The sequence below is a fragment of the Pseudomonas oplopanacis genome, assembly GCF_057128725.1.
On the sequence record NZ_JBSKHV010000003.1, the window covers coordinates 199,631 to 215,326 of the forward strand.

Annotated in this window: 15 protein-coding genes and 1 pseudogene; 5 read left to right on the forward strand and 11 right to left on the reverse strand. The window is 60.4% G+C overall.

The genetic code is table 11. The features are described 5' to 3' along the window. Positions 1-84 precede the first annotated feature (84 nt). The 5 genes from ACWKV5_RS08895 to ACWKV5_RS08915 all read left to right on the forward strand — a co-directional run bounded on the left by ACWKV5_RS08895 (position 85) and on the right by ACWKV5_RS08915 (position 7,274). Positions 85-1,899 carry a glucan biosynthesis protein G gene (locus ACWKV5_RS08895; RefSeq protein ID WP_483840983.1) on the forward strand — a complete coding sequence of 605 codons (1,815 nt, stop codon included), beginning with the start codon at positions 85-87 and terminating at the stop codon, positions 1,897-1,899. After that, positions 1,892-4,462 carry a glucans biosynthesis glucosyltransferase MdoH gene (gene mdoH / locus ACWKV5_RS08900; protein ID WP_483840984.1) on the forward strand — a complete coding sequence of 857 codons (2,571 nt, stop codon included), beginning with the start codon at positions 1,892-1,894 and terminating at the stop codon, positions 4,460-4,462. Before ACWKV5_RS08895 ends, mdoH begins: the two co-directional genes overlap by 8 nt. A gap of 192 nt (positions 4,463-4,654) precedes the next feature. After that, positions 4,655-5,452, forward strand: a complete 798-nt coding sequence (locus ACWKV5_RS08905) for a transporter substrate-binding domain-containing protein (protein ID WP_483840985.1) — start codon at positions 4,655-4,657, stop codon at positions 5,450-5,452. A gap of 135 nt (positions 5,453-5,587) precedes the next feature. Further along, the gene (locus ACWKV5_RS08910) at positions 5,588-6,547 is read left to right on the forward strand and encodes an amino acid ABC transporter permease (protein WP_483840986.1); all 960 of its coding nucleotides are present in this window, start codon (positions 5,588-5,590) and stop codon (positions 6,545-6,547) included. Beyond that, the gene (locus ACWKV5_RS08915) at positions 6,540-7,274 is read left to right on the forward strand and encodes an amino acid ABC transporter ATP-binding protein (protein ID WP_109627537.1); all 735 of its coding nucleotides are present in this window, start codon (positions 6,540-6,542) and stop codon (positions 7,272-7,274) included. The genes ACWKV5_RS08910 and ACWKV5_RS08915 overlap by 8 nt, the downstream gene beginning before the upstream one ends. A 148-nt stretch (positions 7,275-7,422) precedes the next feature. Here the strand turns inward: ACWKV5_RS08915 and ACWKV5_RS08920 are convergent, their stop codons facing one another. The 11 genes and pseudogenes from ACWKV5_RS08920 to ubiE all read right to left on the reverse strand — a co-directional run bounded on the left by ACWKV5_RS08920 (position 7,423) and on the right by ubiE (position 15,622). Continuing rightward, positions 7,423-8,295 carry a methyl-accepting chemotaxis protein gene (locus tag ACWKV5_RS08920; protein WP_483841186.1) on the reverse strand — a complete coding sequence of 291 codons (873 nt, stop codon included), beginning with the start codon at positions 8,293-8,295 and terminating at the stop codon, positions 7,423-7,425. Beyond that, positions 8,281-9,339, reverse strand: a pseudogene (locus ACWKV5_RS08925) (methyl-accepting chemotaxis protein); the annotation flags it as partial. The pseudogene ACWKV5_RS08925 and the gene ACWKV5_RS08920, both read right to left, overlap by 15 nt. Positions 9,340-9,560: 221 nt before the next feature. After that, positions 9,561-10,268 carry a 16S rRNA (uracil(1498)-N(3))-methyltransferase gene (locus ACWKV5_RS08930; protein ID WP_483840987.1) on the reverse strand — a complete coding sequence of 236 codons (708 nt, stop codon included), beginning with the start codon at positions 10,266-10,268 and terminating at the stop codon, positions 9,561-9,563. Beyond that, entirely contained in the window at positions 10,265-11,059 is a 795-nt protein-coding gene (gene tatC, locus ACWKV5_RS08935) for a twin-arginine translocase subunit TatC (protein WP_027922121.1), read from the reverse strand. Before tatC ends, ACWKV5_RS08930 begins: the two co-directional genes overlap by 4 nt. Continuing rightward, positions 11,056-11,505 (reverse strand): Sec-independent protein translocase protein TatB, encoded by a 450-nt coding sequence (gene tatB / locus ACWKV5_RS08940; protein WP_027922120.1) that lies wholly within the window; start codon positions 11,503-11,505, stop codon positions 11,056-11,058. The genes tatC and tatB overlap by 4 nt, the downstream gene beginning before the upstream one ends. A gap of 10 nt (positions 11,506-11,515) precedes the next feature. Further along, the gene (locus ACWKV5_RS08945; RefSeq protein WP_010464483.1) at positions 11,516-11,794 is read right to left on the reverse strand and encodes a twin-arginine translocase TatA/TatE family subunit; all 279 of its coding nucleotides are present in this window, start codon (positions 11,792-11,794) and stop codon (positions 11,516-11,518) included. Between the two features lie 25 nt (positions 11,795-11,819). Beyond that, positions 11,820-12,152 (reverse strand): phosphoribosyl-ATP diphosphatase, encoded by a 333-nt coding sequence (locus ACWKV5_RS08950; protein WP_008047820.1) that lies wholly within the window; start codon positions 12,150-12,152, stop codon positions 11,820-11,822. Beyond that, on the reverse strand, positions 12,145-12,546 hold the full coding sequence (gene hisI / locus ACWKV5_RS08955; protein ID WP_046816940.1) for a phosphoribosyl-AMP cyclohydrolase: 402 nt from the start codon (positions 12,544-12,546) through the stop codon (positions 12,145-12,147). The genes ACWKV5_RS08950 and hisI overlap by 8 nt, the downstream gene beginning before the upstream one ends. An 81-nt stretch (positions 12,547-12,627) precedes the next feature. Further along, positions 12,628-14,232 carry a ubiquinone biosynthesis regulatory protein kinase UbiB gene (gene ubiB, locus ACWKV5_RS08960; RefSeq protein WP_483840988.1) on the reverse strand — a complete coding sequence of 535 codons (1,605 nt, stop codon included), beginning with the start codon at positions 14,230-14,232 and terminating at the stop codon, positions 12,628-12,630. Beyond that, positions 14,229-14,852: a ubiquinone biosynthesis accessory factor UbiJ gene (locus tag ACWKV5_RS08965; protein WP_483840989.1), complete on the reverse strand. Its 624-nt coding sequence runs from the start codon at positions 14,850-14,852 to the stop codon at positions 14,229-14,231. The genes ubiB and ACWKV5_RS08965 overlap by 4 nt, the downstream gene beginning before the upstream one ends. Beyond that, on the reverse strand, positions 14,852-15,622 hold the full coding sequence (gene ubiE / locus ACWKV5_RS08970) for a bifunctional demethylmenaquinone methyltransferase/2-methoxy-6-polyprenyl-1,4-benzoquinol methylase UbiE (protein ID WP_007948968.1): 771 nt from the start codon (positions 15,620-15,622) through the stop codon (positions 14,852-14,854). Before ubiE ends, ACWKV5_RS08965 begins: the two co-directional genes overlap by 1 nt. Positions 15,623-15,696: the final 74 nt, after the last annotated feature.

Here is a 15,696-nt window from a genome sequence, read left to right on the forward strand (position 1 = left end):
AAGGTCGGTTTTTTCATGCCGTTGACCGTGCAAACCCTTCAACTGGCCGTTGGTTTTTTGATCTGTTTTCGGCGAGGGTTGCTCGTGATTGTTAGTCCCTGTAATGCACCAAAATTGACTGCCAAACGGTTCCGAAGCGCTCTGGTAGCGGGCTCTGCACTGCTCTGCCTATTCAGCGCCGGCCAGCTTTGGGCATTCAATCTGGAGGATGTGTCGGTCAAGGCAAAAGAGCTGGCCGCACAAAAATACGAAGCTCCGCGCAGTAACCTGCCGAACGAGTTCCGCGAGATGAAATTCGCGGACTATCAGAAAATTCGTTTCCTGACCGAAAAAGCCGAATGGGCCGATCAGAAAACCCCATTCAAGCTGTCGTTCTATCACCAGGGTATGCATTTCGATACGCCGGTGAAAATCAACGAAATCACAGCTAACTCCGTCGAAGAAATCAAATACGACCCAAGTCGTTTCGATTTCGGCGACGTGAAGTTCGATCCTAAGGCCACCGAGCAACTGGGTTATGCCGGTTTCCGGGTGCTGTACCCGATCAACAAGGCTGACAAGCAAGACGAAATCATGACCATGCTCGGCGCCAGCTACTTCCGCGTCGTCGGCAAGGGCCACGTCTATGGTTTGTCTGCGCGCGGCATGGCGATTGATACCGCGTTGCCATCCGGCGAAGAATTCCCGCGTTTCACCGAGTTCTGGATTCAACAGCCAAAGCCGGGTGACAAACACCTGGTGATTTTCGCCCTGCTGGATTCGCCACGTGCAACCGGTGCCTATCGCCTGACCCTGCGTCCGGGCAGCGACACCATTGTCGACGTCAAGGCGCAGATGTTCCTGCGCGACAAGGTTGGCAAGCTGGGTGTTGCTCCATTGACCAGCATGTACCTGTTCGGCGCCAACCAGCCTTCGAAAGTGCTGAACTACCGTCGTGAGCTGCACGATTCCAGCGGCCTGGCGATCCACGCAGGCAACGGCGAGTGGATCTGGCGTCCATTGAACAACCCGAAACACCTGTCGGTGAGCAACTTCTCGGTCGAGAACCCGCGTGGTTTTGGTCTGCTGCAACGTGGCCGTGATTTCAGCCACTACGAAGACCTCGACGACCGCTACGACAAGCGCCCAAGCGCCTGGATCGAGCCGAAGGGTGATTGGGGCAAAGGTACCGTGGATCTGGTCGAGATTCCGACCGCCGACGAAACCAACGATAATATCGTGGCTTTCTGGAACCCGGAAAAACTGCCAGAGCCTGGCCAGCCGCTCGATGTCGCTTATCGTATGCACTGGACCATGGACGAGTCCGCGATTCACGCGCCTGACAGTGCCTGGGTCAAACAGACCCTGCGCTCCACTGGTGACGTTAAACAGTCCAACCTGATCCGTCAGCCGGACGGCAGCGTTGCTTATCTGGTGGACTTCGAAGGCCCGTCCCTGGCGGCATTGCCACCGGATGCGGACGTTCGCAGCCAGGTCAGCGTGGGCGACAACGCCGAACTGGTCGAGAATAGCGTGCGTTACAACCCTGAAACCAAGGGCTGGCGCCTGACGCTGCGCATGAAGATCAAGGACGCAGGAAAAGCCACCGAAATGCGCGCGGCGCTGGTGCAGAACATCGTGCCGGCAGACTTGGCCAAGACGTCGATTCCAGCCTCGAACTCGTCTGTCGCCAAAGCCGACAAGGTTGCCGCCAAGCAACAGGAAAAAGCCGACAAGGAAGCCAAGCAGGCAGAGGCCAAGCAGGCCGATGCCAAGCCGGTTGCAGATGCCAAGGACAAGGCTAATAAAGACGCCAAGCAGCCAGTGGCTGCCGACGCGGCCCCAGCCACACCGGAATCGGGATCGACTGAAGAAGTCCTGACCGAGACCTGGAGCTATCAGTTGTCTGCCGATGAGTAATTCTCAAGTACAGCCAGAGACGCTTGCCGAGTATCTGGCGCATCTACCGATGACCGACGAGCAGCGCGCGGAACTCGCGGGCTGCCAGTCCTTCAGCGAATTGCACCAGCGTCTGTCGTCCTCGACGTTCGACGCTCCGACCGAGGCTGCCCAAGCCTCGGTAGGCCGTCGCTTGACCCTGAACACTGCGCAAGAACTGGAAGAAGCGGAAATGCTGGCGGTCGACGCCAGTGGTCGGGTTTGCCTCAAGGCGACCCCGCCGATCCGTCGGACCAAAGTCGTGCCGGAGCCGTGGCGCACCAACATTCTGGTGCGCGGCTGGCGTCGTCTGACCGGTCGCACCAATCCGCCGGCACCGCCGAAAGATGAACGTGTGCTGCCGGCAGCTCGCTGGCGCACCGTGGGTTCGATCCGTCGCTACATTCTGCTGGTGTTGATGCTCGGTCAGACCATCGTCGCCGGCTGGTACATGAAAGGCATCATGCCGTACCAGGGCTGGTCGTTCGTCGACCTCAACGAAGTGCTGCATCAACCGCTGCTGCAAACCGCCACGCAAGTGCTGCCATATGCCCTGCAAACCAGCATCCTGATTCTGTTCGGGATTCTGTTCTGCTGGGTGTCGGCCGGTTTCTGGACCGCGTTGATGGGCTTCCTTGAATTGCTTACCGGGCACGATAAATACCGCATCTCCGGTAAAAGTGCCGGTAATGAGCCGATTCCGAAGGATGCGCGCACCGCATTGGTGATGCCGATCTGCAACGAAGACGTGCCGCGTGTATTTGCCGGTCTGCGGGCAACGTTTGAATCGGTAGCGGCCACGGGTGACCTGGATCGCTTCGACTTCTTCGTCCTCAGCGACAGTAACGACGCCGACATTTGCGTTGCCGAGCAGCAAGCCTGGCTGGACGTCTGCCGCGAAGCCGGTGGCTTCGGCAAGATCTTCTACCGCCGCCGTCGCCGTCGCGTGAAACGTAAAAGCGGTAACCTCGACGACTTCTGCCGTCGTTGGGGCGGTGACTACAAGTACATGGTCGTGCTCGACGCGGACTCCGTGATGAGCGGCGAATGCCTGACCAGCCTGGTGCGCCTGATGGAAGCCACACCGGACGCCGGGATCATCCAGACCGCGCCGCGTGCGTCGGGCATGGACACCCTGTATGCGCGCATGCAGCAGTTTGCGACGCGTGTGTACGGTCCGTTGTTTACCGCCGGTCTGCACTTCTGGCAGTTGGGTGAATCCCACTACTGGGGCCACAACGCGATCATCCGCATGAAGCCATTCATCGAGCACTGCGCCCTGGCGCCGTTGCCGGGCAAGGGTGCTTTCGCCGGTGCGATTCTGTCCCACGACTTCGTTGAAGCAGCGCTGATGCGCCGTGCCGGCTGGGGCGTATGGATTGCCTACGATTTGCCGGGCAGCTACGAAGAACTGCCGCCCAACCTGCTGGACGAACTCAAGCGTGACCGTCGCTGGTGTCACGGTAACCTGATGAACTTCCGCCTGTTCCTGGTCAAGGGCATGCACCCGGTTCACCGGGCGGTGTTCCTGACCGGCGTGATGTCTTACCTGTCGGCGCCGTTGTGGTTCTTCTTCCTCGTGCTGTCGACGGCGCTGCTGGCGGTCAACACGCTGATGGAACCGCAATACTTCATGGAGCCGCGACAGCTGTATCCGCTGTGGCCGCAATGGCATCCGGACAAGGCTGTGGCGCTGTTCTCCACGACCATCGTGCTGCTGTTCCTGCCGAAGCTGTTGAGCATCCTCCTGATCTGGGCCAAGGGTGCGAAAGAGTTCGGTGGCAAGTTCAAGGTGACGATGTCGATGCTGCTGGAGGTCCTGTTCTCCATGCTGCTGGCGCCGGTGCGGATGATTTTCCACACCCGTTTCGTACTGGCCGCGTTCCTCGGCTGGGCCGCGACCTGGAACTCGCCTCAACGTGACGACGATTCCACGCCATGGAGCGAAGCGGTCAAGCGCCACGGTCCGCAGACCTTGCTGGGCTTCTTCTGGGCCTTGCTAGTGATCTGGCTGAACCCGAGCTTCCTGTGGTGGCTGGTGCCGATTGTCGGTTCGTTGATGCTGTCGATTCCGGTGTCGGTGATTTCCAGTCGTGTCGGTCTGGGCTTGAAGTCCCGTGACGAAAGCCTGTTCCTGATCCCTGAGGAATACAATCCGCCGCAGGCGCTGCTGGCCACAGACCAGTACACCCACGAAAACCGTTATCACGCCCTGAACGACGGCTTCGTCCGGTCGGTGGTCGATCCGCAGCAGAACGCCCTGGCGTGCGCGCTGGCGACCTCGCGTCACGGTCAGGCCGAGCCCATCGAATGGCTGCGGGTAGAGCGGGTTCGTCACGCCTTGAAGGTCGGGCCGCAGGGCTTGAACAACAATGAGCGTGTGCAATTGCTGAGTGACCCGGTGGCATTGGGTCGACTGCATGAGCAGATCTGGAGTGAAGGCCACCCCGAATGGCTGCAAGCCTGGCGTCAATCGGTGAGCGCGGATCCCCACGCGCCGCTGCTGCCGCTCAAGCCTGTGAGCGTACAGCCTCAGTTGGCGTGATAAAAAACCCCGCTCATGCAGCGGGTTTTTTTTTGCCTGATCGTTTGCCAGCCCTTGTGCAAACGGGCGAGTAGTTTAGGATCCGTCCCCGAATTGGTGCGCCCGGATAATTTTTATCCGTAGGGGTGTGTTTCCCGAGGGAAACCGCCGTTTTTGCGCGCCTCACACCGCAATGGTTTTGGGGACATGATGATGAAGAAGTATCTCTCGATGCTGCTGGTCGGCGTCACGGCATTGGTTGCAGTCAGCGCGGCGCAGGCCGGTGCCATCGATGACGCGGTCAAGCGCGGCACGCTGAAAGTCGGCATGGACCCGACCTACATGCCGTTCGAGATGACCAACAAGCGCGGTGAGATCATCGGTTTCGAAGTCGACATTCTAAAGGCCATGGCCAAAGCCATGGGCGTCAAGCTGGAGCTGGTGTCCACCGGTTACGACGGCATCATCCCGGCCCTGATGACCGATAAGTTCGACATGATCGGCAGCGGCATGACCCTGACCCAGGAACGCAACCTGCGCCTGAACTTCAGCGAACCGTTCATCGTCGTCGGCCAGACTCTGCTGATCCGCAAGGAGCTGGAAGGCTCCATCAAGTCCTATAAAGACCTGAACACCGCCGACTACCGCATCACTTCAAAGCTCGGCACCACCGGCGAGATGGTCGCCAGGAAGTTGATCTCCAAAGCCAAGTACCACGGCTACGACAACGAACAGGAAGCAGTGCTGGACGTGGTCAATGGCAAGGCTGACGCCTTCATCTACGATGCGCCGTACAACGTGGTGGCCGTGAACAAGGTTGGTGCCGGCAAACTGGTGTTCCTCGACAAGCCGTTCACCTACGAGCCGCTGGCCTTCGGTCTGAAGAAGGGTGATTACGACAGCATCAACTTCATCAACAACTTCCTGCACCAGATCCATGAAGACGGCACCTACGATCGCATCCATGACAAGTGGTTCAAAGACACCGCTTGGCAGAAAGACATGGAATAAGGGCTCGGCCAGACAGACCGCGTCGCCCCATTCGCGAGCAGGCTCGCACACATTGGAATGCGTTCCCCTGTGGGAGCGAGCCTGCTCGCGAAGACGGCCTCCTTCGCGACACAGAATTCGGAAGCTTCAAACTCAATGAAACAAAAAAAATCCCAATGGCCCTGGCACGTTTTAACCGTGCTGGTACTGATCGGCCTGGCCGGCGCGTTGTATTACGCCACCTCGCTGATGTCCTACGAATGGCGCTGGAACCGCGTGCCGCAATACTTCGCCTACCACGCCGAAGAATCCCAGCGCGCCGCCGACATCTCCACCGTCAGCGAACTGGTGCGCAAGGGCGATAAAGCCAAAGTCACCCTGCGCAACGATGCGGGTGATGAGCAGCGTGTGACCGTCGACGACGACAGTCTGCAAGTCGCCCAAGGCGATGATGTGGCCGAAGGCGATGTGATCGGCGTGACCCGCCATTGGGCTGCCGGTCCACTGCTTTGGGGACTGTGGACCACGTTGTGGTTGTCCGTGGTGTCCGGCGTACTTGGCCTGTTGATTGGTCTCGTCACCGGCCTGTGCCGGCTGTCGAACAACCCGACCCTGCGTGATCTCTCGACGATTTACGTTGAACTGGTCCGTGGCACGCCGCTGCTGGTGCAGATCTTCATTTTCTACTTCTTCATTGGCACCGTGATGAACCTGTCCCGGGAATTCGCCGGGATCGCGGCGTTGTCGCTGTTCACGGGCGCCTACGTTGCGGAAATCATCCGTTCCGGCGTGCAGTCCATTGCCCGTGGCCAGAACGAGGCCGCACGTTCATTGGGCCTGAGCGCTGGCCAGTCGATGCGCCACGTGGTGATGCCGCAAGCCTTGAAGCGGGTGCTGCCGCCCCTGGCTGGGCAATTCATCAGCCTGGTCAAGGACACGTCGCTGGTTTCGGTGATCGCGATTACCGAACTGCTGAAAAGCGGCCGCGAAGTCATCACCACCTCGTTCTCGCCATTCGAAATCCTGTTCTGTGTGGCCGGGTTGTACCTGTTGATCAACCTGCCGCTGTCGAAAATCGCCAGCCGGCTTGAGCGGAGGCTCGCGCAAAGTGATTGAAGTCCGCGATCTGGTAAAAGTCTTCGACACCCGCGGCCAGGTGGTTCGCGCGGTGGATAACGTCACCACGCACGTGGCCAAGGGTGAAGTGCTGGTGGTGATCGGCCCGTCCGGCTCCGGCAAGTCGACCTTCCTGCGCTGCCTCAATGGCCTGGAAGAGTTTGATTCGGGCTCGGTGAGCATCGACGGCCTGCAACTGGCCGACCCGAAAACCGACGTCAACGCCTACCGCCGCGAAGTCGGCATGGTGTTTCAGCACTTCAACCTGTTCCCGCACATGACCGTGCTGGAAAACCTCTGCCTGGCACAGAAAGTCGTGCGCAAGCGCGGCAAGAAGGAACGCGAGGCCAAGGCCCTGGCGTTGCTGGAAAAGGTTGGCATTGCACAGAAGGCCAACGAGTTTCCGTCGCGCCTGTCCGGCGGCCAACAACAGCGCGTTGCGATTGCCCGGGCGTTGGCCATGGAACCCAAGGTCATGCTGTTTGATGAACCGACTTCGGCGCTCGACCCGGAAATGGTCGGCGAAGTGCTGGACGTGATGAAAACCCTGGCTGTGGAAGGCATGACCATGGTTTGTGTGACCCATGAAATGGGCTTTGCGCGGGAAGTGGCGGATCGGGTGTTGTTCTTCGATCACGGCAAATTGCTGGAGGATGCTTCGCCGGCGGAGTTCTTTGATGCGCCGAAGGATCCGCGGGCGCAGGCGTTTTTGCGGCAGGTTCTCTAACTTCGGTGCCTGTCGAACCGCTTTCGCGAGCAGGCTCGCTCCCACATTTTGACCGCGTTACTGAATTGAAACCCGGTTAAATGTGGGAGCGAGCCTGCTCGCGAATGTTTCACCTCGGTCCCAAGCGAACCGAGGCCATTGAATCACCTCAAACCTTGAACCTGCCCACCAGCATCTGCAGATGCGTCCCCAGCCGCGCCAGCTCAATACTGGACGCCGCCGTTTCTTCGCTGGCTGCCGAGGTCTGCTCGGACACGTCACGCACGTTGAGCACGCTCCGGTTGATCTCCTCGGCCACCGCCGTTTGCTGCTCGGCAGCGGCGGCGATCTGCTGGTTCATCGACTGAATCGCCGACACGGTGCGGGTGATGCTTTCCAGTGAGCCCCCGGCGCGGCGGGTCAGTTCAACGCTGCTGTCGGTCAGGACGCGGCTGTTGTCCATGATCGTGGCGACTTGCTGGGTGCCGTTTTGCAAACCGACGATCAGCTCTTCGATTTCCTCGGTGGACTTCTGGGTCCGTTGCGCCAGGCTGCGGACTTCATCGGCCACCACCGCGAAACCCCGTCCGGCCTCACCGGCACGGGCGGCTTCGATGGCGGCGTTGAGGGCCAGCAAGTTGGTTTGCTGGGCCACGGATTTGATCACATCGAGCACGCTGCCGATCTTGTCGCTTTCGCGTTTCAAATCGCCCATCGCCGCGGTGGAATTGCCGACTTCGAGGGCCAGGCGCTCGATCTGGGCGATGGCTTCGCCGACCACTTTGTCACCTTCGCGGGCTTGCTGATCGGCGGCGACGGCGGCTTCGGAGGCTTCTTCGGCATTGCGCGCGACTTCCTGCACGGTCGCGGTCATTTCGTTCATGGCGGTGGCCACTTGATCGGTCTCGACCTTCTGGCTGTTGACCCCGGCACTGGTCTGCTCGGTAACCGCCGACAACTCTTCGGCGGCGCTGGCGATTTGCGTGACGCCGTCGCTGATGCCACCGATCAATTCACGCAAGCCCAAGGTCATGCTCTGCATGGCGCGCTGGAGCTGGCCGAGTTCGTCGCGACGCTTGGATGTCAGGTTGTGAGTCAGGTCGCCGGCCGCCACGCGTTCAGCCACTTTCAGGGTCTGGTTCAGCGGGATGACGATCTGGCGCGTGATCGCCCAGGCCGCGACAATACCGAAGGCCAGGGCCAGGGCGGTGGCCATCAGCAGCATGTTCTTGGCGTGTGCCGCATCGGTGTCGCGGACGATGGTTTGCGAGACGGTGAGTTTTTTGCTGACGTCGAGCAGAATGTCGCCTTGCGCGGCCATGCGCACGAGCGCAGCAGCACTGGCGACCTGGGAATCACGGTACTGGCTGACGGCAGCGCGATAGGCCTTGAGCGAGTCACTGGCCTGTTGCAGGTTGGCGGCGTGCTCTTCCGGCAGTTTGGATGTCAGGCTTTCGAGGTTTTTCAGGGCGTTGTCGATGGCGTCCAGCGCAGGCTGTTCGGCTTCAGGCTTGGCGCTGTAGGTGTAGCCGCGAACCTGGAAGCGCGCTTGCTGAATCAGTTTGCTCAAGTCGATCACGCTGTTGAACTGGGCGACGCTCTCACCTTGCAGTAGGGATTTCTCGACTTCAGCGACACGGGCGACAGCGTTATCGGCCGTGGCCCCGAGTTTGCTGCGGGCATCTTCGCGGTTGGCGCCGGCCTGGATCATCGCGCTGAATGCTTGTTGGTACTGGCTGACGGCAGCCAGTTGCTGATCAACCATCGCCGCGTCGGCCGGTTGCTCAATCAGTTTGCGAGCGGTTTGCAGGCCAGTATCGAGTTGCGCAAGCTTGTCGTTGACTGCCCCCGGGCCTTGTTCGCCCCGGCGCATTTCATAGTCCAGGCGGGCCAGGCGCAGGTCTTTGGTCAAGTCATTGAGGCTGGCGATGAACCCGAGCTTGTCGCCACGGCTCGTCACGTCGCTCAGGCCAGTCCAGCCGGTGAAGGTGATCAACAGGGTAAGCAACAACACCAGACCGAAACCGATTCCCAGTTTGCGATTGACGCTGATGTTCCCCAGATTCTCGGCTAGCCATTGGTACATGCTGCAACTCCCTGGACCACTGATTGGTTTTGTGGGAACTGTATCGGCAGGCGGAAGAGAATCTGAAGGCGGGGAATAAATACCTGTGGCGAGGGAGCTTGCTCCCGCTTGGGCGCGAAGCGGCCATCGCTTTTTTCCATCGAGACTGCATGTGCCGGTTTACGACTGCTTCGCAGCCGAGCGGGAGCAAGCTCCCTCGCCACAGTGGATTGTGTTTGAAGTTAGAACAGGCGGGCGAGCAGGGCGGTGACGGCGGTTTCGACGCGCAGGATGCGCTCGCCGAGTTGCACCGGTTGCAGGCCGGACTTGCCCAGCAGGTCGATCTCGTAAGGAATCCAGCCACCTTCAGGGCCGATGGCCAGGGTCACCGGTTCGTCCAGACCGCGAGGGCAGGGCGGGTAATTGCCGGGATGGCCGACAAGGCCGAGGGTGCCCTCGGTGATTGCCGGCAGACGGTCCTCAACGAAGGGTTTGAAGCGCTTCTCGATAACGATCTCGGGCAGCACGCTGTCCCGGGCCTGTTCGAGGCCGAGGATCAATTGCTCGCGAATCGCCTCGGGTTCTAGGAACGGGGTTTGCCAGAAGCTCTTCTCGACGCGATAGCTGTTCACCAGCACGACGCGCGGCACACCCATGGCGGCCACGGTCTGAAACACCCTACGGAGCATTTTCGGGCGTGGCAGGGCCAACACCAGGGTCAACGGCAGCTTGCTCGGGGGCGGTTGGTCGAGGGTAACGCGCAATTCGGCTTCAGCGGCGTCCAGGCGCAGCACCTCGGCCGCGCCCATCAACCCGCCGATCTTGCCGACGCGCATGCTGTCACCGACTTCGCAGCGGTGAACTTCCTGCATGTGCGTCAACCGGCGATCACGCAGGATCACCCGGTCGGCCGCAATGAAATCGGCTTCTTCGAGCAGCAGCAGGTTCACGGTTGGGTCGCTGGCGGCTGGTCGTTGTGATCGTCAACCGGTTGATCGTCCGGATGCTCGCCACGTTTGCTGATCAGGCTGCCAAACAGGATGCCGATCTCGAACAGCAGCCACATCGGAACCGCCAACAGCGTCTGCGAGAAGATGTCCGGCGGCGTCAGGATCATGCCGACCACGAAGCAGCCGATGACCACGTACGGGCGGATTTTCTTCAGGTATTTGACGTCGACCACGCCGATCCACACCAGCAACACCACGGCCACCGGGATTTCAAACGCCACGCCAAAGGCGAAGAACAGCGTCATGACGAAATCGAGGTAGCTGGTGATGTCGGTCATCATTTCCACGCCGGCCGGGGTGGCGGCGGCGAAGAACTTGAAGATCAACGGGAACACCAGGTAATAGGCGAACGCCATGCCGGTGTAGAACAGCACGATGCTGGACATCAGCAACGGCACGGCAATGCGTTTTTCATGCTTGTACAGGCCCGGTGCGATGAAGCCCCAGATCTGGTGGAGGATCACCGGGATCGCCAGGAACAGCGAGACCATCATGGTCAGCTTCAGCGGCGTCAGGAAGGGCGACGACACGTCGGTGGCGATCATCGTCGCGCCGGCGGGCAGGTACGCGCGCAGCGGCGTGGAGACGAAGGTGTAGATCTGCTGGGTGAAGGCAAACAACCCGGCGAAGATGATGAAAATCGCCGCTACACAGCGCAGCAGGCGGGTACGCAACTCGGTGAGGTGCGAAACCAGCGGCATGTGCTGGTCGTTTTCGGGGAGATCGCTCATGGGGCTCGCGGCGGCAGTGTTGGGTCATGAGGGGCCGGCGCTGTCGGCGCGGCGGCAGGAGCAACCGGTGGTGCTGATACAACGGACTCAGGTTGCGCAGTCGCTACAACAGGTGCTGGCGCAGGCGTTGGTTCAGTGGCGGCGACAGGCGCGTGAATCGTCTGTTCCCCCACGTGCTCCACTGGCGTCGGCTCCTGCTGGGTCGGCGAGAAAATCTTCCGCGCCTCCTGCTCCAGCGACAGAATGTGCTCGTTGTGCAACTGCCGACGAATCTCGTCGGCACCGATTTCACGTTCAACTTCCTGTTTGATCGCGTTGAAGCTGCGCTTCAAGCGCCCGACCCACAGGCCGGCGGTGCGCGCAGCACCCGGCAAGCGCTCGGGGCCCAGCACCAGCAGGGCAACGAGGCCGACGAGCAGCAGTTCAGAGAAGCTGATACCAAACATTAGTCAGTGCTCACACGTCTTTGCGGATCGGCTCTTCGACTTTTTGTGCCTGCACGTCGATGGTGTGCGGCTGGTTCACGGACTGCGTGGTCTGCGGCTGAACAGGCGGAACCGGTTGCGCCGGGGTCACGGTCGGATCGGCCGGTTTTTCGTCATCGTTCATGGCTTTCTTGAAGCCCTTGATCGATTCGCCCACGTCCGTGCCGAGGTTTTTCAGTTTCTTGGTGCCGAATACCAATACGACAACAACCAGGATGACGATCCAGTGTTTCCAGTCAAAAATGCCCATGTTGCTGCTCCTCTCTAATAATTGTTCAGGCGGACGGGCGCGAGGCTTTCTCGGCGTGTCCGGACAGACCGAAGCGACGGTCCAGTTCATCAAGTACAGCCTGCGGATGCTGCCCCAGTTGGGCGAGCATGACCATGCTGTGGAACCACAAATCGGCGGTCTCGTAGATCACATCGCTGCAGTCGCCGCTGATGGCGGCATCCTTGGCAGCAATGATGGTTTCGACCGACTCTTCGCCGACTTTTTCCAGAATCTTGTTCAAGCCCTTGTGGTACAGGCTGGCGACATACGAGCTGTCGGCGGCGGCGCCTTTGCGCTCTTCCAGCACTTCGGCCAGGCGGGTCAGCGTGTCACTCATGTTTGTGCCCTGCGGAATAGATAGCGTGCGGGTCCTTGAGCACCGGGTCGACGGTTGTCCAGTCGCCGTTCTCGAAGACGCGGTAGAAGCAACTTTGGCGGCCGGTATGACAGGCGATGTCGCCGATCTGCTCGACCATCAGGATGATCACGTCGGCGTCGCAGTCCAGGCGCATCTCATGCAGGGTTTGCACGTGGCCGGACTCTTCGCCCTTGCGCCACAGCTTGCCACGGGAGCGCGACCAGTAAATGGCACGGTTCTCGGCAGCGGTCAGTTCCAGCGCTTCACGGTTCATCCAGGCCATCATCAGGACGCGCCCGGTCTTGTGATCCTGGGCAATCGCCGGCACCAGGCCATCAGCGTCCCACTTGATCTCGTCCAGCCAGTTTTTCATCTTCGACTCCGACAGCGGGCTCCACACTTCATGAGTAGAGCCCAAGCGTCTGAACAGTGTGCCAGCGACTTGCGTGACTGGCTATCGGCGAACGACCAGATACAAACCAACGGCCACCATGATTCCCCCGGGCCAATGACCCAGCTCGTTCAGCGGTCCGCCGGCCAGCAGAATAACGCCGCCCGCCAGGTGTGCGCAGCCGAGCAGGCGCAAGAACCAGTCATCCTTGCGTTTATGCCAGGGCGGTGGCGGGTCGTAGGCGTGGGGTTGGGACATGCGTTCGAGCAGGTCGCGGGCCATGTTGGCCAGGTGCGGCAGCTGTTCGAACTGGCTCTGCACGTTGCCGATCAAGGCTTTGGGGCTGACACGCTCGCGCATCCAGCGCTCAAGGAACGGCTGCGCGGTGTTCCACAAGTCCAGGTCCGGGTACAGCTGACGGCCCAGGCCTTCGATGTTCAACAAGGTTTTTTGCAGCAGCACGAGCTGCGGTTGCACTTCCATATTGAAGCGTCGAGCGGTCTGGAACAGGCGCATCAGCACCTGGCCGAAGGAAATATCTTTTAACGGTTTTTCGAAGATCGGTTCGCACACGGTGCGGATCGCCGCTTCGAATTCGTTGAGTTTGGTTTCCGCCGGCACCCAGCCCGAATCGATGTGCAATTGCGCCACACGGCGGTAGTCACGCTTGAAGAAAGCGAACAGGTTGCGGGCGAGATAGTCTTGGTCTTCCGGGGTCAGGCTGCCGACGATGCCGCAGTCGATCGCGATGTACTGCGGGCTCCACGGGTTGACGGTGCTGACGAAGATGTTGCCGGGGTGCATGTCGGCGTGGAAGAAGCTGTCGCGGAACACCTGGGTGAAGAAGATCTCCACACCGCGTTCGGCGAGCATTTTCATGTCGGTGCGCTGGTCGGCCAGGGTGGCCAGGTCGGTGACCTGGATGCCGTAGATGCGCTCCATCACCAACACTTTCGGCCGGCACCAGTCCCAATAGACTTGCGGCACGTACAGCAACGGCGAGCCTTCGAAGTTGCGCTTCAACTGGCTGGCGTTGGCCGCTTCGCGCAGCAGGTCGAGTTCGTCGTAGATGGTTTTTTCGTAATCCTGGACCACGTCCACCGGGTGCAGCAGGCGCGCGTCGGCCGAGAGCTTTTCAGCGGCGCGAGCGAGGATGAATAACCACGCCAGATCCTGGGCGATGATCGGCTTGAGGCCCGGGCGGATCACCTTGACCACCACTTCTTCGCCGGTTTTCAACTGCGCGGCATGCACCTGCGCTACCGAGGCGGACGCCAGCGGCTCGACGTCGAAACGGCTGAACACTTCACTGATCTTCTTGCCGAGCTGCTCTTCGATCAACCTTACCGAGACTTGCGAGTCGAACGGCGGCACGCGGTCCTGCAGCTTCATCAGCTCATCGGCGATGTCTTCCGGCAACAGGTCGCGGCGGGTGGACAAAATCTGCCCGAACTTGATGAAAATCGGCCCAAGGTCCTGCAACGCCAGGCGCAATCGCGCACCACGGCTCAGGTCCAGCGTCTTGCGCGGGAACCAGCGCCACGGCAAGGCGTAACGCAGCGCCAGCAGAAACCAGGGCAGCGGCAGGGCAAACAGCAGGTCATCGAGGCGGTAACGAATCACAACGCGCTGGATGCGCAACAAACGGCGGACGGCAAGCAGCTTCATGCGTTATCGCTTGGGTCGAGGGATCGGGAAAGGCGCTCGAAACGCGCCTCGAGACGTTCCAGATCGAGTTTGATCTGGTCCAATTCACTGAAACGGGCTTCGGCCTCGCGCTGGCCGACGAGGGTGCGCGACTCTTCAGCCAGGTATTCGCCGAGGTTCTGCCCCAGGCTGACGAACCCTTGCTGATACCAGCGAGCGCGACTTCGCAGGTGACCGCCAACCAGTTGCGTGGCCACCGGTCCCAGCCAGCGCGAGAGTTCGTACTCCCAGTCCAGTTCGAGGTCCTGAAGGATCGCCGCCAGCTCCAGCAGCACGCCGCTGTCACCGTCGAGTTCGACTTCAGGGCCATGCAGGACCGAGGTCTTGTCCTTGCTCATCGCCAGTTTCAACAGGCTAGAGGCCGGTGCACGCAGGGTGCAGTCGGCGCCGGTTTCCCAATGGGAAGCGAGCATCATGCCTTCATCGCTGGGCAGGATGAACAGCTGCAATGCCGGGCTGCGGCAGTCGACGGCAATCACCCGACCGCTTAAATGCGCCAGCCGCGGCAGCGCCGTGCTGTCGAGACGCAGCACCCGGTTAAGGCCGAGTTCAACGCTGGCGAGCAGGCCGGCCAGCAACATCAGGGTTTGATGCCGCGGTGCAGGGCGACGATGCCTGCGGTCATGTTGTGGTAGGTCACGCGGTCGAAACCGGCCTCGACCATCATCGACTTCAGGGTTTCCTGATTCGGGTGCATGCGGATCGATTCGGCCAGGTAGCGATAGCTTTCCGAGTCGTTGGTGATCAGCTTGCCCATCAGCGGCATGAAGGCGAACGAGTAGGCGTCGTAGGCTTTGGACATCAGCGCATTGGTCGGCTTGGAGAACTCCAGTACCAGCAAACGGCCGCCCGGTTTCAGCACGCGCAGCATCGAACGCAGGGCGTCTTCTTTATGGGTAACGTTGCGCAGGCCGAAAGCGATGGTCACGCAGTCGAAATGGTTGTCCGGGAACGGCAGCTTTTCGGCGTCAGCCTGAACGAATTCGACGTTGCCGGCGACACCGAGGTCCAGCAGGCGGTCACGACCGACCTTGAGCATGGATTCGTTGATGTCGGCCAATACCACCTGGCCGGTCGGGCCGACGAGGTGCGAGAATTTCTTGGTCAGGTCGCCCGTGCCGCCGGCGATGTCGAGTACGCGATTACCAGTGCGCACGCCCGAAAGCTCGATTGCGAAACGCTTCCACAAACGGTGCATGCCGCCCGACAGGAGGTCGTTCATCAAGTCGTACTTGGCGGCTACCGAATGGAAAACCTCAGCGACTTTTTCCGCTTTTTGGCTTTCCGGAACGTTTTTGAAACCGAAGTGTGTGGTGGGTTCGGCATCGCTGCCTTTGCGCTGATCAGTCATATCGCTGTCACCAGAAGAGAATGCGGGACATTCTAATCCCCAAGGCATGCTTTGTCTTGGCAAGGCTGAAGGTA

Coding starts and splice junctions, on each gene's coding strand:
- mdoH (WP_483840984.1), top strand. CDS start 1,892: ATGAGTAATTCTCAAGTACAGCCAGAGACGCTTGCCGAGTATCTGGCG.
- ACWKV5_RS08905 (WP_483840985.1), top strand. CDS start 4,655: ATGAAGAAGTATCTCTCGATGCTGCTGGTCGGCGTCACGGCATTGGTT.
- ACWKV5_RS08910 (WP_483840986.1), top strand. CDS start 5,588: ATGAAACAAAAAAAATCCCAATGGCCCTGGCACGTTTTAACCGTGCTG.
- ACWKV5_RS08920 (WP_483841186.1), bottom strand. CDS start 8,295: ATGCAGAGCATGACCTTGGGCTTGCGTGAATTGATCGGTGGCATCAGC.
- tatC (WP_027922121.1), bottom strand. CDS start 11,059: ATGAGCGATCTCCCCGAAAACGACCAGCACATGCCGCTGGTTTCGCAC.
- tatB (WP_027922120.1), bottom strand. CDS start 11,505: ATGTTTGGTATCAGCTTCTCTGAACTGCTGCTCGTCGGCCTCGTTGCC.
- ACWKV5_RS08945 (WP_010464483.1), bottom strand. CDS start 11,794: ATGGGCATTTTTGACTGGAAACACTGGATCGTCATCCTGGTTGTTGTC.
- ACWKV5_RS08950 (WP_008047820.1), bottom strand. CDS start 12,152: ATGAGTGACACGCTGACCCGCCTGGCCGAAGTGCTGGAAGAGCGCAAA.
- hisI (WP_046816940.1), bottom strand. CDS start 12,546: ATGAAAAACTGGCTGGACGAGATCAAGTGGGACGCTGATGGCCTGGTG.
- ubiB (WP_483840988.1), bottom strand. CDS start 14,232: ATGAAGCTGCTTGCCGTCCGCCGTTTGTTGCGCATCCAGCGCGTTGTG.
- ACWKV5_RS08965 (WP_483840989.1), bottom strand. CDS start 14,852: ATGTTGCTGGCCGGCCTGCTCGCCAGCGTTGAACTCGGCCTTAACCGG.
- ubiE (WP_007948968.1), bottom strand. CDS start 15,622: ATGACTGATCAGCGCAAAGGCAGCGATGCCGAACCCACCACACACTTC.